This is a genomic window from Nocardioides sp. P4_G10, assembly GCF_056401175.1.
In genome coordinates this window covers 36891-59279 of the sequence record NZ_JBFUJV010000013.1, presented here as the reverse complement: position 1 = coordinate 59279, position 22389 = coordinate 36891, and the positions used below count along the sequence as shown (strand labels likewise).

Here is a 22389-nt window from a genome sequence, read left to right as displayed (position 1 = left end):
TCCGCAACGCAGGCCCGTCACCCCGCTGGGGTGGCGGGCCTTCGTGCGTCCGGGGCCGGTGGGCGGGCGGTGGCCCAGCCACATTCCCGGGTCGGCGGATGTGGGTGGCGCACCGCCCGCCGGCGCGGCGTACGACGACACGCGGCGGGCGGTGGCCCAGCCACATGCCCGGGCCCACTGATGTGGGTGGCGCACCGCTGGCGGGGGAGCGGTGAGTGGTGCAGGTTCCACCGGCCGAAAAGCTGTCTCACTCACCGCCCGCGGCTCAGACGCGGGCGAGGACCTCGGTGGCGTCGAGGCTGCGGGCAGCGCCGCCGGTGGCGGCGAGGTGGCGGGTCGCGGCGACCACGGCGTCGTTGACGGGCGTGGGGACGCCGTGCAGGCGGCCCTGGAGCACGACCTCGCCGGCGAGGTAGTCGATCTCGGAGTCGCCGGTGCCGCGGGTGAGGCTCTGCCAGGTGGAGCCGCCGCGACGCTCGAGGTCGGGCCGGCGCTGCAGGATCGAGCCGCGCCGCTCGCGGTCCTCCTCTGCGAGGACGACGGTGAGCCCGGCCGCGGCCAGCACCCGCTCGCCCTCGGCCTGCGCCCGCTCGGCGAGCTCGTCGGCGGCGTCGCCCTGGGCGAACGACGCGTCGACGCCGTTGCCGAGGTTCATCACGAGCTTGCGGCGCTTCATCGCCATGACGTCGTCGCGCTCCTCCGACGCGATCCCCGCGGCGCGGAGGTCGGCGGCCACGGCCGCGGTGGTCTCGTCGGTGCCGCCGGGGAAGCGGCCGATGTCGAGGATCGCCGGCGTCGGGTGGCATCCCGCGACCACCACGCCGGGCTCGAGGTGGGTCGCCGGGAGCATGACGCAGACGGCGTACGTCCGCTCGAACAGCCGCAGCGCGGCGTACTCGGTCGCGATCCCGTTGGTGGCGCAGACGACGGGTACGTCGGCGGGCGCATGGGCGCGGAGGTCAGCGAGCGCGACGGCTGCCTGGTGCGACTTCACCGCCAGCAGCACGACGGTGTCGTCGGTCCAGTCGACCTCCGCTGCCGTGTCGGTGGCGGGGGCCTCGATGCGGTGCCGGCCGTCACCGGCGTCGAGCAGCAGCCCTCCGGACCGGATCGCCTCGAGGTGGGCACCGCGCGCGACGAGGGTGACCGGCAGTCCGGCGAGGTGCAGGTGGGCGCCGATGACTCCACCGACGGCCCCGGCGCCGTACACGACGTACTTCATGTCCTCGACCATACGAGGAAGGCGGTCCCTGTCAGGTGCGAGGGCCGCGCACCGTGAAGCGCAGGTGCAGCACGCGGTCGCCCTGGACGACGACGTCCGGGTCGTCGAGCAGGTGCTGGGTCTCGACGGAGCCGAAGTAGCGCTTGCCGGTGCCGAAGACCACCGGCACGACGTCCATGGCCACCTCGTCGACGAGACCGAGGGCGAGGGCCTGTCCGCCCACGTCGCCCGCCGCGACGGACACCGTCCGGTCGCCGGCCAGCTCCCGTGCGGTGGCGATCGCGGCGCTCACGTCGTCCACGAAGTGGTACGACGCCTCTGGGTGCCAGCCCTCCGGCCTGGGTCGGTGCGACACCACGACCACGTGGTCGCCCGTCGGGGGACGCCCCTCCCACCCGTTGGTGATGTCGAACAGGTGACGGCCGATCACCATGCAGCCGATGGAGTCCCACACGGGTCGGACGTAGTCGTACGACGTCTGCRACACCCGGAGCCCCCCGGGCGACGGGTCGTCCATGTCCTGGGCGGCCAGGGTCCGGTCCCCGTTGAAGTACCACTCGAACAGGGGGCCCGGATCGTCGTGCAGGTCGGCGATGAACCCGTCGAGCGAGACGACGTTGTTCATCACCACGGTGCTCATGCGGTGCCTCCGTCCCGGGGGTCCCACGCAGGATCGCGACCGACGAAGCCCATCAGGCGGTCGACGACGGGCGCGTCGTCCGGCACGGGGACCGCGGGGCCGTACTGCCCGGAGTCGCGCAGCATCTGCTCGATCGGGCGCATCCCCTCCAGGAGCTGGGTGGCGAAGTCCTCGTCGAGCCCGGCGTCCTGGCCGCCGGCCCGGGCGAGGTCCCACGAGTGCATGAAGACGTCGGCGGTGTAGAACTGGTCGACCGCGTCGGCGAGCCGGTGGGTGCCGGCGCGGGGGTGGGTGAAGGTCTCGTCGCCGCGCTGCTCGAGCAGCCCCTGGACGGCGTCGGAGTGGTGCTGCCACGCCGCGAGCGGGTCGTCGTCGACCGCGGGGCCGGCGGGCAGGTCGACCCCTCCACTGGCGAGGAAGGGGGGGAACCAGCCGACGAGGTGGCCCACCACGTCGCGCGCGGTCCACCCGTCGACGGGGGCCGGGGCCGACCAGTCGGTGGTCTGCGCCACCAGGCGGCCGAAGCCCCCGGCGACCGCCGCGTGGCGGCCGGCCGGGGCGTCGGGGAGTGCCATCAGAGCGCGCCCTCGGCGAGGAGGCGGTCGATGGTGGCGTAGCCGTCGTTGACGCCGACCTCCATCCCGCTGCGCAGCCAGGCGTCGCGGCCCTCGAAGGAGTCGCAGAGGCTCACCGCGTGGAGTCGGGTGCGGCCGTCGCCGAGGTCCTCGAAGGTCATCGTCTCCAGCGAGACGCCGTCGGGCATGCCCTCCCAGGTGAACGTCTGCACGATGCGGTCCTCGCGCACCGTGTGGAAGCACCCGCGGAAGGAGGTCTCGAAGTCCTCGCGTCCGTCGCTGCCGCGCGCGGTGTAGCTCCAGCTTCCGCCGTCGCGGGCCTCCCAGTGGGTGATGTCGGCGCCGACGCCGTCGGGGCCGATCCACTGCGCGTAGAGCTCCGGGTCGGTGTGCGCCCGGAACAGCTGCGCGGGGGTGGCCGCGAAGTCGCGCCAGATGTGGATGGCGGGCACGTCGCTGTCGGCCTCGATGGCGGCCTCGGGGTAGCGCGTGGCGGCGTCGTTGGTCTGAACGGTGGTCATGATGCGGTTCCTTCCTGCGGTGGGGTGGAGCTCGGGTTGTCGTCGTCCTGCAGTCGCGCGAGCACGGCGTCGAGGCGCGAGAAGCGCTCCTCGGCCTGCCGGCGGTAGCGCTCGATCCACTTCGTCATGAGGTCGAACACCTCGGCTTCCAGGTGCACGGGGCGTCGCTGCGCCTCCCGGGTCCGCGTCACCAGGCCCGCGTCCTCGAGCACCTTGAGGTGCTTGGAGACGGCCTGCAGGCTCACGTCGTACGGCGCGGCCAGGTCGTTGACCGTGTGGTCGCCCTCGGTGAGGCGGGCCACCATGTCCCGACGGGTCGGGTCGGCCAGTGCGGCGAAGACTCGGGAGAGCTGGTCGGTCACGGAGCACCTTCTTCAACTGAATGGTTGAATAGACGGTAGGCCGACGAGGCGAGGCTTGTCAACCATCTGGTTGAACAAAGTCGGGCGGCGGCGAGGCCCGGGCGACGGCGTCCTAGGATCGCTCCGTGCGCCTGCGGATCGACTGTGCCTACGACGGCGCCGAGTTCTCCGGCTGGGCCACCCAGCCCGGGCGTCGTACGGTCCAAGGGACGCTCGAGGCGGCGCTGGCCACCGCGCTGCGGGTGCCCGAGCCGCGGGTGACCGTGGCCGGCCGCACCGACGCCGGCGTGCACGCGCGCGGCCAGGTGGCGCACGTCGACGTCGATCCCGGGGTGGTCGCCGCCTCCGCGGGCCGATCGACCGAGCCGCCGCTGCAGGCCCTCGCCCGGCGCGTGGACGGGATCCTGCCGCCCGACCTGCGCGTACGACGAGTGGTCGAGGCGCCCGAGGGGTTCGACGCCCGCTTCTCCGCGGTCTGGCGGCGCTACGCCTACCGCGTCGCCGACGCCCAGGAGCTGGCCGACCCGCTCGTGCGGGGCCACGTGCTGACCTGGGGGCGCCCGCTCGACCTCGACGCGATGAACGAGGCGTCCGCGCCGCTGGTCGGCCTGCGCGACTTCGCCTCCTTCTGCAAGCAGCGGGAGGGGGCGACCACCGTCCGCACGCTGCTCGACCTCGACTGGCGGCGTGACGACACCGGACTCGTCGTCGGCTCGGTGCGTGCCGACGCCTTCTGCCACAACATGGTGCGCGCCCTGGTCGGCTGCCTCCTCGCGGTCGGCGAGGGCCGGCAACCGGCCGGGTGGCCGGCCGAGGTGATGGCCGGCCGCCGGCGCGACCAGGGCGTGCGTGTGGTGCACGCCCACGGCCTCACGCTGGAGGAGGTCGGCTACCCCGACGACGACGAGCTCGCCGCCCAGGCCGAGCGTGCCCGAGCCCGACGAGAGGCGATCCATGACTGAGCACTACTTCTCCGCCGACCCCGGCGTGCCCTTCGAGCGGGAGAGCTTCACCGCCGAGCTGTGGGGCAGCACGCTGACCATCGACACCGGCTCGGGGGTGTTCAGCCGCGGACACCTCGACCACGCGACAGCGGTGCTGTTCAAGGAGCTCGAGCCGCCCGTGCAGGGCCAGTTCCTCGACCTCGGCTGCGGCTACGGGGTCATCGGGCTGGCGATAGCGAAGGCCGTGCCGCTGGCCAACGTCACCGGCGTCGACGTCAACGAGCGCGCGCTGCTGCTCGCCAACGACAACGCCCGCGCCGCCGGCCTCGACTCGCGCTTCGTCGCCTGCCTGCCCGAGCAGGTGCCCGGCAACCAGGTCTTCGACGAGATCTGGTCCAACCCGCCCATCCGCATCGGCAAGGAGGCGCTGCACGAGCTGCTGCTGACGTGGCTGCCGCGCCTCGCGCCGGGCGGGCGGATGGTCATGGTCGTCGGCAAGAACCTCGGTGGCGACTCGCTGCAGCGGTGGCTGACCGAGCAGGGCTGGCCCACGGCGCGCCTGGCCAGCCACAAGGGCTTCCGCGTGCTCGAGACGAAGCGGGCCGAGGTGCCCGCCTAGGTCGTGCCGGCGAGGAACATCCCCAGCCGGGTGTGCGTCTGGCCGGGGTCCTGGGGCAGCGCGCCGTTGATCGCGCGGCACACCCAGCCCAGGCGCATCGCGATCGCGGCCGCCTCGCGCAGGTGGGCGACGGTGGTGCCGTAGTGGGCGGCGTACGGCCCGAGGTAGGCCGCGAGGTGCGGGCGGAGGTCCTCGGAGTCCTCCACGTCGTCGACACCCCACGCGATGACGCCCTCCAGCGTCACCGCGAGGGTGAAGAAGGGGTGGGAGACGCAGGCGTCGCCCCAGTCGAGCACCTGGTGCACGCCCGCGCCGAGGAAGACCTGCCCGTCGTGGAGGTCGTCGTGCTGGACGGTCTCGCGGATTCCGAAGGCGCCCAGCCGGTCACACAGGTCGGCGATCGCGTCAGCACCCGGCAGCCGTGGGTCGACGTCGTCGAGCTGGGCGAGGAGGGCGTCGTACGCCCCGGGCAGCGTCGGCAGCCGACGGTCGGGCAGCCCGGCGGCGAGCAGCGCGTCGACCTCGTCCTCGCACGCGAGCTGGACCCGGGCGTACGCCTCCAGCACGTCGAGCCAGCGCTCCAGGCTGCGCTCCTCGACGATCACGTCGCGCAGGCGCGGCCCGGCGTCCGCCAGCAAGAGCCATCCGGTGTCCGGGTCGCTGGCGAGCGGCATCGGCACCCGTCCGTCGGAGTGCGGCGCGACCAGTGCGGTGACGGCCGCCTCGTGGCGCATCGCCTCGTCGTTGGCCTTGAACCAGACCGGTCCGTCGTCCGTCGGCACCCGCAGGACGGTGGACCAGTCGGTCACGTGCGGCTGCTCGACCGGGCCGGCCACGGAGCGGCCCTGCTCGGCGAGTCGGTCCGCGATCCACGCCCCGGCGGCCTCGAGGAAGGCGGGGTCGCGCCACCTGGCGGTCAGCTCGGACGGGTCGGTCATGCCGCGCATCCAACCCCGGGCCGGTCGCTGCGGGCAACGGGGTTTCGTCAGGCCGGGCGGGTCGCGACCAGGACGCCGATCTTGTCGATGCGGTGCTCGGGGTTGTCGAACTCGTCGGACCAGTAGTTGCCGTTGGCGTGGTCCTCGAGCGTCGCGCAGGTGGAGAGGGTGATCATCGGCTGCACGGCCGGCTCGCCCGGTCGTCCAGGAACCTCGGCCCGCTGCGCGCGGAGCGAGGCCGGCTGCCGGAACGACGTCCAGCGGGTGCGGCGCACCTCGTAGACGAACACGGTGTCGCCGGTGCGCACCTGGATCCGGTCGCCCTTCGACAGCGACGGCGAGTAGCGCAGGGGAGCGGTCCCGGTCAGCCGGTGCCCGGTCACGATGTAGTTGCCGACGTCGCCGGGCCGGGTGCCGCCGCGCGGTCCGCGCGGCGAGGCCATCTCACCGGCGTTCTGCAGCACGGTCCCGGGTGCGTCGTCGGGCGTCCCGCGGTAGCGCACGACCGGGAAGTCCCGCAGGCCGATCGCCGGGATGGTGACGAACGAGCGACGTGGCTCGGGGACCGCCTCCTCGGCCGGCTCCTCGGTGGGGGTCTCGGTGGGCGCGCTTGTCGTACGACGCTCGCGCGGTGCCTCTGTCGGGCCCTCGCCGGATCGCTGGGTGGACTCGCCCGAGCAGCCGGAGACCACCGCGACCATGGCCGCGGCGAGGAGGGCGACCGCTCGTCCTGGCACCGTTCCACCGTACGCAGCGCGTGGTGGGCCTCAGGGTGGGTCTCAGCCGAGCCGGACGGGCAGCGCCTCCACGCCGTGGACGATGGCGAGCTCGGTGAACCGCAGGTCGGCGGGGTCGCAGGCGAGCGCGAGGTCCGGGAAGCGGCGGGCGAGCGCGACCAGTGCGGTGCGCAGCTCCATGCGGGCCAGCTCGGCGCCGAGGCACCGGTGCAGCCCGTGGCCGAAGGCGAGGGTGCCCGCGACGGCGGAGGTCGGGTCGAACTGCTCGGGGTCGATGCGGTGGGCCGGGTCGCGCTCGGCGCCGGTCAGCGAGACGAGGACGATGTCGCCCTGCTGGACGACCTGGTCGCCGACCGTGACCTGGTGGCGCGCGATCCGGGGGAACGCCATCTGCACGGGGCACACGAAGCGCAGCAGCTCCTCGACCACCCGGTCGACGTTTCCGGGCTCGCCGCGACGCAGCGCGTCCCACGACTCGGGGTGCTGGAGCAGGACCCAGGTACCGAGCGAGAGCATGCTGGCGCTGGTCTCGTAGCCGCCGAGGAAGACCCCGTCGGCCAGGCCGCCCAGCTCGACGTCGTCGAGGTCGGCGCCGTGGTCGGCGACCATCCGGGCGATCAGCCCGTCCGGCAGGTGGGGGGAGCGGCGCTCGGACGCCACCAGGTCGATGAGGAACTGCCGGGTGCCGGCGGCCGTGTCGAAGATGCCGACGCCCGCGTCGCGAAGGTCGAAGCGGGCAGCGCCGTGCTGCCGGAACTCCGCGCGGTCGACCTCGGGCATGCCGAGCAGGTCGCACATCACCCCGAAGGGGACCTGGAAGCCGAACCGCTCGACGAGGTCGACCACCGGGCCGTGGGCGGCCATGTCGTCGAGCGCGGCGTCGACGACGCGGTCGATGTCGTCCTGGAGGTCGGCCAACCGGCGGCGGGTGAACCAGGGCGTGAGCACACCGCGCAGGCGCCCGTGGTCGGGCTGGTCGGTCATGCCGAGCCCGCCGATCCGCTCGGCGGGGGCCCGGTCCTGGCGGCCGATGATGTCGCGCACGTCGTTGGCGTACGACGCGGAGTCGGCCAGCACGGCCCGCGCGGCGTCGTACCCCGTGACCAGCCAGACACGTGTGCCCAGCAGGCTCGCGAAGCGCACCACCTCGCCTCGTTCGCGCGTCCTCGCCAGCCTGGCTACCGGGTCGACCCCGTCGCGCTGGAGGGGGAAACGGATGCTCGCGGGCACCCGACGCACGTACGGCACCCGTCGCGCGGTCGACAGCGCGAGCTTGAAGGCAGTGCCGCGCAACGAGGAGGTCATGTGCCCAGTGAATCCCACCTGCACCGTCACCGTCGATCAGGTACAACCCCGGTCTGCCCCGGGGACGCCCCCGAACGCGGACCGGGCAGGATGTGCGGCATGGCCTACGACGCAGCCCCCGACAGGTACGACGACACCACCGGGATGCACTACCGGAGGACGGGCCGCAGCGGACTGAGGCTGCCGGCGCTCTCCCTCGGACTGTGGCAGAACTTCGGCACCGACCGGCCCGAGGGCACCCAGCGCGCGATCCTGCGTCGGGCGTTCGACCGCGGGGTCACCCACTTCGACCTCGCCAACAACTACGGCCCGCCCTACGGTCGGGCGGAGGAGAACATCGGCCGCTACCTCGCCGACGACTTCGCGCCCTACCGCGACGAGCTGGTGATCTCCACCAAGGCGGGCTACGACATGTGGCCGGGTCCCTACGGGCAGGGCGGCGGCTCCCGGAAGTACGTGCTGGCCTCTCTCGACCAGTCGCTGGCGCGGATGGGGCTCGACTACGTCGACATCTTCTACAGCCACCGCTTCGACCCCGAGACGCCCGTCGAGGAGACGATGACGGCGCTCGACACGGCGGTGCGCTCGGGGCGCGCGCTCTACGCCGGCATCTCCTCCTACTCCCCGGAGCGGACGCACGAGGCGGCCACGATCGCGCGCGAGCTCGGCACGCCGCTGCTGATCCACCAGCCGTCCTACTCGATGCTCAACCGCTGGATCGAGGGCGGGCTGCTCGACGAGCTCGAGGAGCAGGGGATGGGCTGCATCGTCTTCACCGCGCTGGCCCAGGGACTCCTCACCGACCGCTACCTCGACGGCGTCCCGGCCGACTCGCGCGCGGCCCGCGACGACTCGACGATCGCGGGGTTCGACGACGAGACGATCGAGCGCGTCCGGTCCCTCAACGCCATCGCCGAGGGGCGCGGCCAGAAGCTCGCCCAGCTGGCGCTGCAGTGGGTGCTCCGTGACGACCGGGTGACGAGTGCGGTGATCGGTGCCTCCAGCGTCGAGCAGCTCGACACCAACCTCGACGCGCTCGAGGCGCCGCCGCTGACCGAGGCCGAGCTCGCCGAGATCGACCGCTTCGCCGTGGACTCGGGCGTGAACCTCTGGGCGAAGCAGACCGAGGCGTGAGCGCGCGGAGCGAACGAGTGCGCTCGTGGACGCACGCAGCGGAGCGAGCGCGCACATGAGTCCCGGGCGCCGCGTCGTCGTCGTCGGCGCGGACGCCGCCGGCATGGGGGCGGCCCACCAGGCGCTCCGCACGGCCGCGCGCAGGGGCGAGGCGCTGTCCGTCACGGCCCTCGAGGCGAGCGGCCACACCTCCTACAGCGCCTGCGGGATCCCCTACTGGATGGCCGGCGACGTCGGGAGCGGCGACGACCTCGTGGCCCGCACGGCCGAGGAGCACCGGAAGGCCGGGATCGACCTGCGGCTACACACCGAGGTCGTCGCCGCGGACCTCGAGGCCCGCACGGTGACGACGGCTGCGGGCGAGGTGCTGGAGTACGACGACCTGGTGGTCGCGACAGGCGCCCCCGCAGTGGTGCCCGACTGGGCGCTGCGCCCCGACGGGACGTCGTACGACGGGGTGGGTGTGGTCAAGACGCTCGACGACGGGGCCGCCTGGGTGCGCAGCTTCGCCCGCGTCGGACCGGGCGCGCACGTGGTGGTCGTGGGCGCAGGCTACGTCGGTGTCGAGGTCGCCGAGGCGGCGCTCGACCAGGGTTTCGGTGTCACCGTCCTGACCCGCACGCGCGGCATGGGGATGCTCGAGGACGAGATGTCCGAGCGGGTCAACGCCGGCCTCGTCGACGCCGGTGTCGAGCTGGTGCTCGGGGCCGAGGTCACGGGGCTCGAGCTCGACGGCGACCGGGTGACCGGCGTGCACTGGGAGGGCGGCGCGCGGGAGGCCGACCTGGTCGTGGTGGCGATCGGCGTGCGGCCGGCCACCGACTTCCTCGTGGGCAGCGGCCTGGAGATGACCGACGACGGCGCACTCCGGCCCGACCCGCACGGACGGGTGGCCGACCACGTGTGGGCCGCGGGGGACTGCTGCGAGGTGCGCCGCCGGATCGACGACCAGTGGGTGTTCCGGCCCCTCGGCACCCACGCCGCCAAGCACGGCCGGGCGCTCGGCGACAGCCTGGCCGGGGGCGACCTGTCGTTCGACGGGATGGTCGACACGTCGATCACCCGCTTCGCCTCGGGTGGGGTCCACCTCGAGATCGCGCGCACGGGCCTGTCCCGCGCCGACGCGGATGCCGCCGGGCTCGACCCGGTGGCCCTGGTCACCGACGGCACGACCGCCGCCGGCTACATGCCCGAGGCCGAGCCGATCGCCATCTGGGTGATGGCCGACCGCGGGACGCGACGGCTCCTCGGCGTGCAGGTCGTCGGCGGGCACGGCGCCGGCAAGCGGATCGACACCGCGGCCGCCGTGCTGTGGGCGGGCGGCTCGGTCGACGACCTCGCGTGGATGGACCTGTCCTACGCCCCGCCGTTCGCGACCACCTGGGAGGTGCTGCAGATCGCGGCGCGACGGGTGGCCGAGCGGCTCTGAAAACCACGGGCGCCCACCGTCCGGCTCGGTCAGGATGAGGCCATGCACCTCGAGCTGTTCACCCTCGCCGAGCGTCCCGACCTCATGGACACCTTCTGGGACATGGAGACGTCGTGGCCGGAGTTCATGAAGCACGACCCCATCGGCAACGGCTACTACGCCTCGCTCGACCACTTCCGCGAGTTCGTGCTGGTCTGCCTCGACGAGTCGGGCCGGATGGTCGCCAAGGCGCACTCGGTGCCGTTCCAGCTCCCCGAGGGCGAGCTGCCCGACGCCGGCTGGGACTTCGCCATCCGCAGCGGTCTGCTGACCGAGCTGTGGGGCGAGAAGCCCGACGCCGTCACCGCGGTCGAGATCGCGATCGAGCCGGGCCTGCAGGGATCCGGCCTGTCGGGGCGGATCGTCGCCGCGCTGCGCGACAACGCCGGTCGGCTCGGCTTCTCCGAGCTGCTGGCGCCGGTGCGGCCCAACGGCAAGACCGACGTGCACGAGCCGATGGCGGACTACGCCGCCCGCACCCGCGACGACGGGCTGCCCGTCGACCCGTGGCTGCGCGTCCACGTCCGGGCCGGCGGGCGCATCGACCGGGTGGCGCCGCGCTCGATGGTCATCCCCGGCACCGTCGAGGAGTGGCGCGAGTGGACCGGGCTGCCGTTCGACACGACCGGTCCCGTCGTCGTGCCCGGTGCCCTGGCGCCGGTGATGTGCGACGCCGAGCACGGCACGGCGACCTACGTCGAGCCCAACGTCTGGGTCAGGCACCCCACCGGCGTGTGAGGGTCAGGCTCCGTCGATCGCCTTGCGGACCTCGTTGACGCACAGTGCGACGAAGGCCAGCGCGATGATGACCATCAGCACGTTGGAGTGGAGCTTGTTGCGCCACTCCGCCGGCGTGCGGTCGGTGTTGAGCAGCCACAGCAGCGTGACCGCGAGGAACGGCATGAAGAACGCGCCGAGCACGCCGTACGCGAGGATCAGCCACACCGGCTTGCCGAGGAACAGCATCACCATCGGCGGGAAGGTGAGCCACAGGATGTAGACGCGGTACCACTTGCCGCCGGCGCGGGCCTCGGCCGCCTCGCCGTTGGTCACGTGGGTCATGAAGTCGGCGAACATCAGGCTGACGCCGTTCCAGACCCCGACCAGGGACGACATGGCCGCGGCCCAGAAACCCAGCAGGAAGAGCTTTCCGGCCCACGCGCCGTAGCGGTCCTGCAGCACGACGCCGAGGTCGAGCAGGCCCTGGTCGCCGCTCTCGATCGCGACGCTGGTGGAGTAGAGCAGCTCGGCGCCCACGACGAGGGTGGCCAGCACGAAGAGGCCGGTGACGACGTAGGCGACGGTGTTGTCGATGCGCATGACGCGCATGTAGCGCGGGGTGTCCCAGCCCTTCTCGCGCAGCCAGTAGCCGTAGGCCGCGAGGGTGATCGTGCCGCCCACGCCGCCGGCGAGCGCGAGGGTGTTGACCAGGCCGCCGTCGGGGATGCGCGGCGCCAGACCGGTCATCAGCTCGCCGAGGTTCGGCAGCGTCAGCAGGGCAGCGCCGACCATCGTCACGAACATGATGCCGACGAGAGCGGCGAGGACCTTCTCGAAGACGCCGTAGCGACCGCTCCACACCAGCACCAGGCCGAGGACGCCGGACAGGATGCCCCACCACGTGGTGGAGAGCCCGCCCACCAGGCCTTGCAGCGCGAGGCCCGTGCCGGCCATGGCGGCGGCGCCGTAGACGAAGCCCCAGACGACGATGTAGGGCGCGAAGTACCAAGTGGTCCAGGCACCCAGCGTGCGCCAGCCCTCGAAGATCGTCCGGCCGGTGGCGAGCGAGTATCGCCCGGCGCCCTCGACGAGCACGATCTTCATGACGCAGCCGACGACCACGCACCACAGCAGGGTGTAGCCGAACTTCTGCCCCGCGATGAGGGTCGCCACCAGGTCGGCGGCGCCGACGCCCGTGGCGGCGACCACCAGGCCGGGGCCGACGATCTTCCATCGGGGGGCGGTGGACTGCTCGGTCGAGCCTGTGGTGGTGTCAGCCATGAGCAGCACCTTAATACTGGTCTGGACCAGTTGCCGGCCCACGTCGCCGAGGAGGGTCGTGCGCGCGGGGCGCCTGCCCGAGCTCGTGACGTCGCAGCGAACCAACGGCGACGACCGCACCTGACCCGGTGCCGGTTCAGCAGGCGGGATAACCAGGCGACGGGAACGGTGCGGCTTGCGAGAATCCTCGCGTGGGTCACGTGGATGTCGCCGGAGTGCGCTACGAGCTGCCGGACGGGCGGGTGCTGCTCGACGACGTCAGCTTCCGGGTCGGCGACGGGCAGAAGGTCGCGCTGGTCGGCGCCAACGGTGCCGGCAAGACCACCCTGCTGCGGATCGTCACCGGCGACCTGACCCCGCACGCGGGCGTGGTCACCCGCTCGGGAGGGCTGGGCGTGATGCGCCAGTTCGTCGGTCACGGTGGCGGGGACGAGACCGTCCACGACCTCCTGCTGTCGGTGGCCCCGCCCCGGGTCCGGACGGCTGCCGAGGCGGTCGACGCCGCCGAGCTCGCGCTGATGGACGTCGACGACGAGCGCACCCAGATGGCGTACGCCACGGCCCTGGGGGAGTACGCCGACGCCGGCGGCTACGACACCGAGGTGACGTGGGACGTGTGCACCACGGCAGCCATGGAGCTGCCCTTCGAACGCGCCCGTCACCGGCTGCTGAGCACGCTGTCGGGTGGTGAGCAGAAGCGGCTGGTGCTCGAGTACCTCCTGCGCGGCCCCGACGAGGTGCTGCTGCTCGACGAGCCGGACAACTACCTCGACGTACCCGGCAAGATCTGGCTCGAGGGCCGGATCCGCGAGTCGGTGAAGACGATCCTCTTCATCAGCCACGACCGCGAGCTGCTGGACAACACCGCGACCCGCATCGTGACCGTCGAGCTCGGCAGCGCCGGCAATCTGGTCTGGACGCACCCGGGCGGCTTCGCGAGCTACCACGAGGCGCGGAGCGACCGCTTCGAGCGCTTCGAGGAGATGCGCCGCCGCTGGGACGAGGAGCACGCCAAGATCAAGGCGCTCGTGCTCCGCCTCAAGATCAAGTCGGAGTACAACGACGGGATGTCCTCGCAGTACCGCGCGGCCCAGACGCGGCTGAAGAAGTTCGAGGACGCCGGGCCGCCCACCGAGCAGCCGCGCGAGCAGCAGGTGAAGATGCGGCTGAAGGGTGGACGCACGGGCAAGCGCGCGGTCGTGTGCACCGCCCTCGAGCTGACCAACCTGATGAAGCCGTTCGACCTCGAGGTCTGGTACGGCGAACGGGTGGCCGTGCTCGGCTCCAACGGGTCCGGCAAGTCCCACTTCCTGCGGCTCCTCGCCGCCGGCGGCAGCGACCCCGACGTCGAGCACCAACCCGTCGGCGTACCTCCCGCACCGGTCCCGCACACCGGCAGCGCCAAGCTGGGCGCGCGGGTCCGGCCGGGCTGGTTCGTGCAGACGCACGAGCACCCCGAGCTCGTCGGTCGCACCCTGCTGGAGATCCTGCACCGCGGCGACGACCACCGCGACGGGATGGGCCGCGAGGCCGCCAGCCGGGTGCTGGACCGCTACGAGCTGGCGCACGCAGGCGAGCAGAAGTTCGAGTCCCTCAGCGGTGGGCAGCAGGCGCGGTTCCAGATCCTGCTGCTCGAGCTGTCCGGAGCGACGCTGCTGCTCCTCGACGAGCCCACCGACAACCTCGACGTGCAGTCCGCCGAGGCGCTGGAGGCCGGGCTCGAGGCCTTCGACGGCACGGTGCTCGCGGTGACCCACGACCGGTGGTTCGCCCGCGGCTTCGACCGCTTCCTCGTCTACGGCGCCGACGGCGAGGTCTACGAGCCCGACGCCCCGGTGTGGGACGAGGGCCGGGTGTCGCGCGCCCGATGAGCCTGCGCATGGGCGCCGATCTCGTCCGCGCGATCCCCGGCTGACCGGCACTTCCGTACGTTGTCAGGCCTTGCACGGCCTGACAACGTCAGCGATCCCCGGCTGACCGGGGATCGCTGGACGAGGGCCCAGCGCCGATCCCCACGCTTTGGGGGGAGGTCGGGTCTGTCCGACCTCGACAGGATGGGCGGGTGCTCATGCCGGCCTCCCACCTCCGCGACGCCGACCCTGCCGCGCCCCACCACCTGCTGCTCGGGCCCGACACGCACGGCGTCACGAGGTACGCCGGCGAGGTGGCGGACGCTGCTCGGGCACCGGTCGTCCGCGACGTCGCCCAGCTGGTGCCGGGGGCGGCGGTCCACCTGCACCTGACGGACCGGCTCCTGGGCAGCGACCCCCTCGACGCGGCGGCCGTGGTCGAGCAGCTCGCGCGGCGCGTACGCCTGACGGTCACGCTGCACGACGTCCCGCAGCCGACCGACGGGCCCGTCTTCGCGGCCCGCGCCGCGGCCTACGGCCGGATCGTGCGCGCCAGCCACGCGTGGGCGACCAACTCGTGGCACGAGCACGACCTCGTGGACCGCTGGAGCGCGTCCGGCGCCCGCGGGACCGTCATCCCGCTGCCCGTTCCGGTCCCGGCCGGCCTCGACGGCCAGCCCGGTCGGCCAGGCCGCGCGGTGGTGGGAACCGTCGCGACGGAGCCGGTGGTCGGCGTCTTCGGTTTCGTCTATCCCGGCAAGGGCCACCGGCAGGTGGTGCGCGCGGCGGCCGCGCTGCGTCGCGCCGGGACGATGGCGTCCGTGCGCGTCCTCGGTGACGCCGCGCCCGGCCACGCCGACGAGCTCGAGGCGCTGGTGCGGACGGGCCGGGAACGCGGCGTGCCGGTGGAGGTCACCGGCCGGGTGCCGGAGGACGACCTGGTCAGCGCGCTGCGCGGCGTCGCGGTCGGCGTCACGGCGCACCGCAACGTCTCCGCGTCCGGCAGCCTCAACTCGTGGATCGCCGCGGGCCGGCGACCCCTCGCGCGCGACGGTGCCTACACCCGGGAGATGGCGGCGCTCCGCCCCGGCACCCTCGGCCTCTTCGACGACGCCACCTTGGTGCCCTGCCTCGACGCCGCGCTGCGCCGACCGAGCTCGACCTGGACCTCACCCGACGCCGACCTCGGGCCGCGGCTCGAGGACACGGCAGCCGCCTACCGGGCGTGGTGGGCGACGGTCGGATGACCGCCCCGCCCCACGGCACCTCGGTGCCGGGCAACCGGTGGGACCTCGCGCCCGACGCCGACCGGCGCCGGCGGGTGTCGGTGGTGGTCACCCATTTCGAGCAGCAGGACCAGCTCGACCGCACCCTGGCGGCCCTGCGCCGCCAGACGCGCCCGCCGGACGAGGTCGTCGTCGCCGACGACGGGTCCCGCGGGGTGCCCGCGGTCCCGGCCGGCGTGCGGCTCGTGCGGCAGCACGACGACGGCTTCCGGGCAGCCGCCGCGCGGAACCTCGGCGTGCAGGCCAGCACCGGCGACCTGCTCGTGCTGCTCGACGCCGACACCGCTCCCGAGCCGGCCTTCGTGGAGCGCATGGTCGCGCTCCCCGAGGCGCTCCCGGAGGCCCTGGTGGTGGGGCGCCGCCGGCACGCCGACCTGGCGGGCACCTCGCCGGAGCAACCGGTCGAGCAGGTCGCGCCGGCGCTCGAGCTGCCCGAGCCCGCCTGGCTGCGCGACGCGTACGCCGACAGCCGTGACCTGCTGGACGCCGACGCCAGCAGCCACCGCTTCGTCATCAGCGCGGTCCTGGCCTGCAGCCGGTGGTGGTACGACGAGGTCGGCGGCTTCGACGAGACCTTCCGCGCCTACGGTGGGGAGGACTGGGACTTCGCCCACCGGTCGTGGACCGCCGGCGGCCTGCTGGCGCACCGGCCCGACGCCGTCGCCTGGCACGACGGGCCTGACGCCGGCTCCCGGGAGCGCGACCCTGCCGCACTCCTGGCCGAGACCGTGGCCGTCGCGGACCGCACGTCCGGGCCGATGACGACGTGGCGGGGACTCGCCCGCGGCCCGGGCGACCTCGTCGTCACCTGCGCTCCGGCCCTGGCCGACGCCGAGCTGCTCGTCACGGTCGACTCGCTGCTGGCGGCGCTGCCGCGAGCCGTCGTACGCCTCTCCGAGCGGCACCGTGACCTGGTCGGCGGCGACCCGCGGGTGGTCGCCGCCGACGCGGACCTGCCCGCTTCGGCGCGGCTGCACCTCGACGTGCGCGGTGGCCTCGTCGGTGACGCCGGCGCCTGGGCCGCGCTCGTCGACGCCCTCGACGGGTGCACGGGATCCCGCGAGATCGGCGACGGCCGCGCCGAGCTGCAGGACCTGCGCCTCCTGCGCCGCGCTGCGCGGTGGGGTCGACCCGACCTGGCGCCGGCGGGGCCGTCGCTCGCCACCTCGCTCCACCCCTGGGCCGAGGACGTCACCCTCGCGTCGTGGCTCGGCGGCTGGGCCGGCGCATGATCGAGCCGCGTGCTCGAATGGCGTCATGACCACGCGCCGCGGCCTCTTCGTCGCCCCCTTCGACGACCTGGCCGACCCGAGGCTTGTCGGCGACCTCGCCGCCGAGGCGGAGGCGGCCGGCTGGGACGGCTTCTTCGTCTGGGACCACCTGCTGTACGGCGACCGGGTGGCCGCGATCGCCGACCCGTGGACGTGCTGCGCGGCGATCGCGATACGCACCGAGCGGCTGTTGTTCGGGCCGATGGTGACCCCGCTGCCGCGCCGCCGGCCACAGGTGCTGGCCCGGCAGGCCGCGAGCCTGGCGGTCCTGTCCGGCGGCCGTTTCGTGCTGGGCCTCGGGCTCGGCGACGACTGGGTGGGGGAGTTCAGCGCGTTCGGCGACGAGGCGGACCCCAAGGTGCGCGGCCGGATGCTCGACGAGGGTCTCGCGGTCCTGACCGGCCTGCTGAGCGGCGAGAGCGTCGACCACGAGGGTGAGCACCACGCCGCCCGCGACGTCCGGTTCCTCCCGGCGCCGCGGGTGCCCGTCTGGTTGGCCGGCCGCTACGGCAACAGGGCTCCGCTGCGGCGTGCGGCGTCGTACGACGGCTTCTTCGTCATCGGGCTGGACGGTCCCGCCGACCTCGACACCGTCACCGCTGACCTCGCCGCGCACGAGCCGGGGCCCGGGTACGACGTCGTCGTCGACCTGCAGCCCGACCAGGACCCCGACGTGTGGGTCGACCGCGGGGCGTCGTGGGTGCTCACCCGGATCGGACCGTACGACCTCGACCTCGACGAGGTACGTCGGATCGTCCGGGCGGGACCGCGGCCGGCCTGACGGCATGTCGAGTGCGGAGCCCCACGGGGGACCACTACCGCGTGCGCACCCGACCGCGAGGGAAGCGTCGGGCGATGGACCACGCCAGCAGACCCGCCGCGACCGTGAGCACGCCGCGGAGCGCCCACGGCCACGGACCGCGGTCCACGCCGTCGGGATCGACGACCTCGAGGGAGCCGGCGACCGACGACGCGAGCTGGAAGCGACCGACGCCGTAGGACCCGAGGTCGGACATCCGCATCAGCGGGCGCGGGTCGGCGCCGTCGAGCGGCACGACCGACAGCGTCTGGTCGTCGGCCCCGTTCGCGAGCACCGTCAGCACCTCCGCGTCACCCGCCCAGCCGAGCACGCGCCCCGGACCGGACAGGTCGAGCGGCAGCGGGTCGGGAACGGCGGCGTCCCGACCGTCGGCGTCGACGAACGACAGCCCGCTCGGGACACCGGGAGCGTCGACGCCGGGCGGCGCACCGGTCGGCTCGACGGTCGTGACGGCGAGCAGCCGGCCGTCGGGGGACCACGCGGCGGGTCCGGCGAGCACGCCGTCGACCTCGAGGCTGCGCCGGTTGCCGTCCTGCAGGTCCACCACCGTGATCCCGCCGGACTGCTCGACGGCGAGCTCCGAGCCGTCGGGGGAGAACGCGGCCGCGGTGGCGGAGCCGTCGAGCTCCAGGACCTCGGCGGAGTCGTCAGGGAGGTCCAGCAGCGCGATCGAGCCCGTGATCCGACCGCCGGAGTAGGGGCTCGTCGCCTCGTCGGACACCAGGCTCGCGAGCGCCTCGCCGTCGCTCGACCACGCCACCGGAACGACGCTGCGTCCCGCGGGGAGCGCGTGCCTCGAGGTCGCCCCGGTGGTCAGGTCGGCGACGACCACGTCGGATCGCTCGACGTCGTGGTCGCCGACCGCCACCCGGGTGCCGTCCGGGGAGAGCAGCATCGGCGCCGGGTCGCCCTGGGTCTCGGAGCCGGCCCGCTCCTCGGCGACGTCGACGCGTCGGTAGCTGTCGCCACCGGCGCCGAGCACGACCGCCTGCGGGAAGTCCAAGAACTCGACGCCGTAGCCGTGCTGCCAGAGCGCGACGGCCGGTCCCGGTGGGGACGACGACACCGACCCGGTGAGGTGGGAGTAGCCCGCCATCACCTCCGGCACGGCGGGTGTCGCGACCGCTGCAGGGCTGCCGCCCAGCCCGGTGAGGACGACGACGATCCCGGCGACGACCGCGCCGACGACGGGGGGCACTGCGGCTGCCGGGTGCACGCCCGGAGTCTAGGGGCGCACGACGTCAGCCGAAGGCGCTGATGCCGGTCTCGGCGCGGCCGATGATGAGCTTCTGGATCTGCGACGTGCCCTCGTAGAGCGTCATCACCCGCGCGTCCCGGAGGTACTTCGCGACGGGGAAGTCGTCGACGTAGCCTGCCCCGCCGTGCACCTGGATCGCGTTGTTGGCCGCGCGCACCGCGGCCTCCGACGCGAACAGCTTCGCCTTGGAGGCCGCGACGCCGAAGGGCTCGCCGCGGTCGATGAGGTCGGCGCACCGCCACGCCAGCAGGCGGGCGGCGTCGGCGTCGAGCGAGATGCCGGCGATCAGGTCCTGCACGAGCTGGAACGAGGCGATCGGCTTGCCGAACTGCGTGCGCTCGCGGGCGTACGCCACCGACGCCTCGAGGCAGCCCTGCACGATCCCGACACAACCCGAGGCGACGGCGAGCCGGCCCTTGTCGAGGGTGCCCATCGCGATCTTGAACCCCCGACCGACCTCGCCGAGGCGTGCCGAGTCGGGGACACGTACGCCGGTCAGGAACAGCTCGGCGGTCGCCTGGCCGCGCAGCCCGAGCTTGTGGGTGACCTCGCGGGCCTCGAAGCCGGGGGAGTCGGTCGGCACGAGGAACGCCGTCACGCCGCGCGCGCCGTCGTCACTCGTGCGGGCGAAGACCAGGGCCACGTCCGCCCAGGTGCCGTTGGTGATGAAGAGCTTCTGCCCGTCGAGCACCCAGTCCGACCCGTCGCGGACCGCCCGGGAGGTGAGGTTGCCCGCGTCGGAGCCGGTGCCGGGCTCGGTCAGCCCGAAGCAGCCGAGCGCGGTGGCGGAGGCGAGACGGGGCAGCCACTCCTGCTTCTGCTCCTCGGTCCCGTGGTCGAGGATCGACTTGCCGACCAGTCCGCTGCTCACCGACACGATGCCGCGCAGCGCGGAGTCGGCTCGGCCGAGCTCCTCCATGGCGAGGGAGTAGGTGACGTAGTCGCCCCCGACACCGCCGTACTCCTCGGGGATGGTCAGCCCGAAGAACCCCAGCTCGGCCATCTTCGGCACGATCGCCAGGTCGACCGCCTCGTCGTGGTCCCACCGCATCCGGTGGGGCACGGCCTCGCGCTCGAGGAAGTCGCGGGCGAGGTCGCGGAAGGCCTGCTGCTCCTCGGTCAGCGAGAGGTCCATCAGACCGCGTCCACCATCTCGTGCTCGGTGACCCGGGCGGCGAGCCGCGTGAGGTGGTGCCCGGCGTTGCCGAGCCACTGCTCGAGCACGGTGAGGTGGGCGGTGCCGACCCCGACGGCGTACTCCGCGGTCATCCCGATGCCGCCGTGGAGCTGGATGGCCTCCTCCCCTATGTGGCGCGCCGCCCGGGACACCTGGAGCCCGACGCGGTCGGCGGCGTCGGCCACGACCTCGCGGTCGCCACCGGCGATCGTCATCGTCGCCCAGTCGACGGTGCTGTGCGCGAGCTCGAGCGAGACGTACATGTCGGCGGCGCGGAAGGTGAGCGCCTGGAAGGTGTTGAGGGTGACGCCGAACTGCTTGCGGCTCTTGAGGTAGTCGGTCGTCGCGCGGACCTGGCTCTGCATCACCCCGAGCGCCTGGTTGGCACCCATGATGCGGGTCAGGTCGCTGATGGTGGCGATGCTCGGCGACAGGTCGCGGCCGGGCTCGCCGAGCGGTGTGGCGGCGCTGGCCTCGAACCGGACGCTCGCCGCGCGGGTGAGGTCGGCTGCGACGTAGCCGGTGACCGACGCCGCGGAGGCGTCCACCACGAACACCCCCGTCCCGCCGCCGTCGGGCAGCGCGGCGGTGACGACGAGGTGGTCGGCGGACGCACCGCCCACGACGGGGTCGGCCACGCCGTCGAGCGTCCAGCTGCCGTCGGACACCGAGGCGCGTACGCCGTCCGCGCGCGAGGCCCAGCGACCGCCGGGCGAGGTGTCGGCCGCAGCCAGCACGATCTCGCCGGCGCTGAGCCGGCCCAGCAGGTCGGCCTTCTGCTCGGCGGTCCCGACGGCGGCGACGAGGCCACCGGCGTGAACGACCGACGCGAGGTAGGGCTCGGGGGCGAGCACGCGGCCCAGCTCCTGGCACACGATCCCGATCTCGACGGGCCCGGCGCCGACGCCGCCGTCGGCCTCGCTGAACGGCAGGCCGAGGACGCCCATCTCGGCCAGCCGGCCCCACAGGGCACGGTCGAACCCCGGGTCGTCGGCCACCGTGCGGCGCCGCGCGTCGTGGTCGGCGTAGGCCGTCGCGAGCAGGCCGCGGACCGCCTCGCGCAGGGCTTGCTGCTCGTCGTCGTAGGTGAAGTCCATGTCGAAGTCCCCTCAGAGTCCCAGGATCGTGCGGCTGATGATCTGGCGCTGGATCTCGTTGGACCCGCCGTAGATCGAGGCCTTGCGCAGGTTCAGGTAGGTCGGCGCGGACCGCCGGGCCCAGCCCTCCTGCGGCGAGTCGTCCCCGGCACGGGCGGCGAGCGAGGCCGGCCCGGCGAGGTCGAGCGCGAGCTCGCTCACGGCCTGCTGGAGCTCGGTGCCGCGCAGCTTGAGGACCGACGAGGCCGGGTGCGGAGCCCCGTCCGAGGAGTGCGCCACCACGCGCAGCGCGGTGAGCTCGAGGGCGAGCAGGTCGTTCTCGAGCTCGGCGACCCGGGCGCGGACCAGGGGGTCGTCCATCAGGGGGCCGGCGTTGTCCTTCAGCGCGGCCAGCGCCCGCTTGGTCGCACCGACGGGCGCCACGCCGACCCGCTCGTTGCCGAGGAGGAACTTGGCGATGGTCCAGCCACCGTTGAGCTCCCCGACCAGCAGGTCGCCCGGCACCCGCACGTCGGTGAACCACACCTCGTTGACCTCGTGGCCACCGTCGATCAGCTCGATCGGCCGGACCTCGACCCCCGGGGTGGTCATGTCGATGAGGAGCATCGAGATGCCGGCCTGCTTCTTCACCTCGGGGTCGGTGCGGACGAGCGTGAAGATCCAGTCGCCGTGCTGGCCGAGCGTGGTCCACGTCTTCTGGCCGTTGACGACCCAGTCGTCCCCGTCTCGCACCGCAGTCGTGCGCAGGGAGGCGAGGTCGGAGCCGGCATCGGGCTCGGAGAAGCCCTGCGACCACCAGATGTCGAGGTTGGCCGTGGCGGGCAGGAAGCGTTTCTTCTGCTCCTGCGTGCCGAAGTGGGCGATGACGGGCCCGATCATCGAGGCGTTGAAGGCCAGCGGGATCGGCACGCCGGCGCGCTGCATCTCCTCGTGCCACAGGTGCCGCCGGAGGTCGGTCCAGTCCTGGCCGCCCCACTCGACGGGCCAGTGCGGCACGGCGAGCCCCTCGGCGTTGAGGGTCCGCTGGGCCTCGACGATCTGGTCGCGGGTCAGGTGGCGCCCCTGGAGGACCGTGTCGCGGATCTCCGGCGACACCTTGGTCGTGAAGAAGTCCCGCATCCTTCCCCGGAACTCCGCGTCCGCGGGGCTGAGCTCGAGCTGCAT

At 73.4% G+C, this 22389-nt stretch carries 22 protein-coding genes; 9 read left to right on the top strand and 13 right to left on the bottom strand.

Translation table 11 applies throughout. From position 1 onward, the window contains the following. Positions 1-265 precede the first annotated feature (265 nt). Genes AC1DP1_RS14355 through AC1DP1_RS14335 form a run of 5 tightly spaced genes read right to left on the bottom strand, consistent with a single transcriptional unit; the run spans position 266 to position 3320 of the window. Positions 266-1222, bottom strand: a complete 957-nt coding sequence (locus tag AC1DP1_RS14355) for a ketopantoate reductase family protein (RefSeq protein ID WP_477507403.1) — start codon at positions 1220-1222, stop codon at positions 266-268. 31 nt (positions 1223-1253) lie between these two features. After that, on the bottom strand, positions 1254-1862 hold the full coding sequence (locus AC1DP1_RS14350) for a dihydrofolate reductase family protein (RefSeq protein WP_477507402.1): 609 nt from the start codon (positions 1860-1862) through the stop codon (positions 1254-1256). Beyond that, positions 1859-2437: a TIGR03086 family metal-binding protein gene (locus tag AC1DP1_RS14345; RefSeq protein ID WP_477507401.1), complete on the bottom strand. Its 579-nt coding sequence runs from the start codon at positions 2435-2437 to the stop codon at positions 1859-1861. The genes AC1DP1_RS14350 and AC1DP1_RS14345 overlap by 4 nt, the downstream gene beginning before the upstream one ends. After that, entirely contained in the window at positions 2437-2958 is a 522-nt protein-coding gene (locus AC1DP1_RS14340) for an SRPBCC domain-containing protein (RefSeq protein ID WP_477507400.1), read from the bottom strand. Before AC1DP1_RS14340 ends, AC1DP1_RS14345 begins: the two co-directional genes overlap by 1 nt. Further along, the gene (locus AC1DP1_RS14335) at positions 2955-3320 is read right to left on the bottom strand and encodes an ArsR/SmtB family transcription factor (RefSeq protein WP_477507399.1); all 366 of its coding nucleotides are present in this window, start codon (positions 3318-3320) and stop codon (positions 2955-2957) included. Before AC1DP1_RS14335 ends, AC1DP1_RS14340 begins: the two co-directional genes overlap by 4 nt. A gap of 125 nt (positions 3321-3445) precedes the next feature. Between AC1DP1_RS14335 and truA the strand changes: the two genes are divergently transcribed. After that, a complete protein-coding gene (gene truA / locus AC1DP1_RS14330) occupies positions 3446-4282 on the top strand; it encodes a tRNA pseudouridine(38-40) synthase TruA (RefSeq protein ID WP_477507398.1) in 837 nt (278 codons plus the stop codon). Then, positions 4275-4883, top strand: coding sequence for a class I SAM-dependent methyltransferase (locus tag AC1DP1_RS14325; protein ID WP_477507397.1), 609 nt, complete (start codon positions 4275-4277; stop codon positions 4881-4883). Before truA ends, AC1DP1_RS14325 begins: the two co-directional genes overlap by 8 nt. On the opposite strand, the gene AC1DP1_RS14320 is transcribed toward AC1DP1_RS14325, so the two are convergent. The 3 genes from AC1DP1_RS14320 to AC1DP1_RS14310 are packed head-to-tail and all read right to left on the bottom strand — an operon-like array spanning position 4880 to position 7863. After that, positions 4880-5821, bottom strand: coding sequence for a phosphotransferase (locus AC1DP1_RS14320; protein WP_477507396.1), 942 nt, complete (start codon positions 5819-5821; stop codon positions 4880-4882). The genes AC1DP1_RS14325 and AC1DP1_RS14320 overlap by 4 nt on opposite strands. A gap of 47 nt (positions 5822-5868) precedes the next feature. Then, complete coding sequence (locus tag AC1DP1_RS14315; protein ID WP_477507395.1) at positions 5869-6558, bottom strand: class E sortase; 690 nt, start codon at positions 6556-6558, stop codon at positions 5869-5871. A 42-nt stretch (positions 6559-6600) separates the two neighbouring features. Continuing rightward, a complete protein-coding gene (locus AC1DP1_RS14310) occupies positions 6601-7863 on the bottom strand; it encodes a cytochrome P450 (protein WP_477507394.1) in 1263 nt (420 codons plus the stop codon). 99 nt (positions 7864-7962) lie between these two features. Here AC1DP1_RS14310 and mgrA point away from each other — a divergent pair, with 99 nt between their 5' ends. From mgrA to AC1DP1_RS14295, 3 genes are read left to right on the top strand one after another with little or no spacing between them, the layout of a single operon-like run. Further along, positions 7963-8997 (top strand): L-glyceraldehyde 3-phosphate reductase, encoded by a 1035-nt coding sequence (gene mgrA, locus AC1DP1_RS14305; protein WP_477507393.1) that lies wholly within the window; start codon positions 7963-7965, stop codon positions 8995-8997. Positions 8998-9022: 25 nt separating this feature from the next. Next, positions 9023-10426, top strand: coding sequence for an FAD-dependent oxidoreductase (locus AC1DP1_RS14300; RefSeq protein WP_477507392.1), 1404 nt, complete (start codon positions 9023-9025; stop codon positions 10424-10426). Between the two features lie 42 nt (positions 10427-10468). Continuing rightward, on the top strand, positions 10469-11203 hold the full coding sequence (locus AC1DP1_RS14295; protein WP_477507391.1) for an N-acetyltransferase: 735 nt from the start codon (positions 10469-10471) through the stop codon (positions 11201-11203). Between the two features lie 3 nt (positions 11204-11206). Here the strand turns inward: AC1DP1_RS14295 and AC1DP1_RS14290 are convergent, their stop codons facing one another. Beyond that, entirely contained in the window at positions 11207-12466 is a 1260-nt protein-coding gene (locus tag AC1DP1_RS14290; protein WP_477507390.1) for an Nramp family divalent metal transporter, read from the bottom strand. 191 nt (positions 12467-12657) lie between these two features. Between AC1DP1_RS14290 and AC1DP1_RS14285 the strand changes: the two genes are divergently transcribed. From AC1DP1_RS14285 to AC1DP1_RS14270, 4 genes are all read left to right on the top strand, one after another. Beyond that, a complete protein-coding gene (locus AC1DP1_RS14285; RefSeq protein ID WP_457188233.1) occupies positions 12658-14337 on the top strand; it encodes an ABC-F family ATP-binding cassette domain-containing protein in 1680 nt (559 codons plus the stop codon). A gap of 191 nt (positions 14338-14528) precedes the next feature. After that, positions 14529-15563, top strand: a complete 1035-nt coding sequence (locus AC1DP1_RS14280) for a glycosyltransferase family protein (protein WP_477507389.1) — start codon at positions 14529-14531, stop codon at positions 15561-15563. Further along, positions 15560-16834, top strand: a complete 1275-nt coding sequence (locus AC1DP1_RS14275) for a glycosyltransferase (RefSeq protein WP_477507388.1) — start codon at positions 15560-15562, stop codon at positions 16832-16834. Before AC1DP1_RS14280 ends, AC1DP1_RS14275 begins: the two co-directional genes overlap by 4 nt. A 25-nt stretch (positions 16835-16859) precedes the next feature. Further along, positions 16860-17654: an LLM class flavin-dependent oxidoreductase gene (locus tag AC1DP1_RS14270; RefSeq protein WP_477507387.1), complete on the top strand. Its 795-nt coding sequence runs from the start codon at positions 16860-16862 to the stop codon at positions 17652-17654. 34 nt (positions 17655-17688) lie between these two features. Here the strand turns inward: AC1DP1_RS14270 and AC1DP1_RS14265 are convergent, their stop codons facing one another. The 4 genes from AC1DP1_RS14265 to AC1DP1_RS14250 are packed head-to-tail and all read right to left on the bottom strand — an operon-like array spanning position 17689 to position 22389. Then, complete coding sequence (locus AC1DP1_RS14265; RefSeq protein ID WP_477507386.1) at positions 17689-18909, bottom strand: WD40 repeat domain-containing protein; 1221 nt, start codon at positions 18907-18909, stop codon at positions 17689-17691. Between the two features lie 25 nt (positions 18910-18934). Beyond that, a complete protein-coding gene (locus tag AC1DP1_RS14260) occupies positions 18935-20086 on the bottom strand; it encodes an acyl-CoA dehydrogenase family protein (protein ID WP_477507385.1) in 1152 nt (383 codons plus the stop codon). Then, positions 20086-21225, bottom strand: a complete 1140-nt coding sequence (locus tag AC1DP1_RS14255; protein ID WP_477507384.1) for an acyl-CoA dehydrogenase family protein — start codon at positions 21223-21225, stop codon at positions 20086-20088. Before AC1DP1_RS14255 ends, AC1DP1_RS14260 begins: the two co-directional genes overlap by 1 nt. A 12-nt stretch (positions 21226-21237) precedes the next feature. After that, complete coding sequence (locus tag AC1DP1_RS14250; RefSeq protein ID WP_477507383.1) at positions 21238-22389, bottom strand: acyl-CoA dehydrogenase family protein; 1152 nt, start codon at positions 22387-22389, stop codon at positions 21238-21240.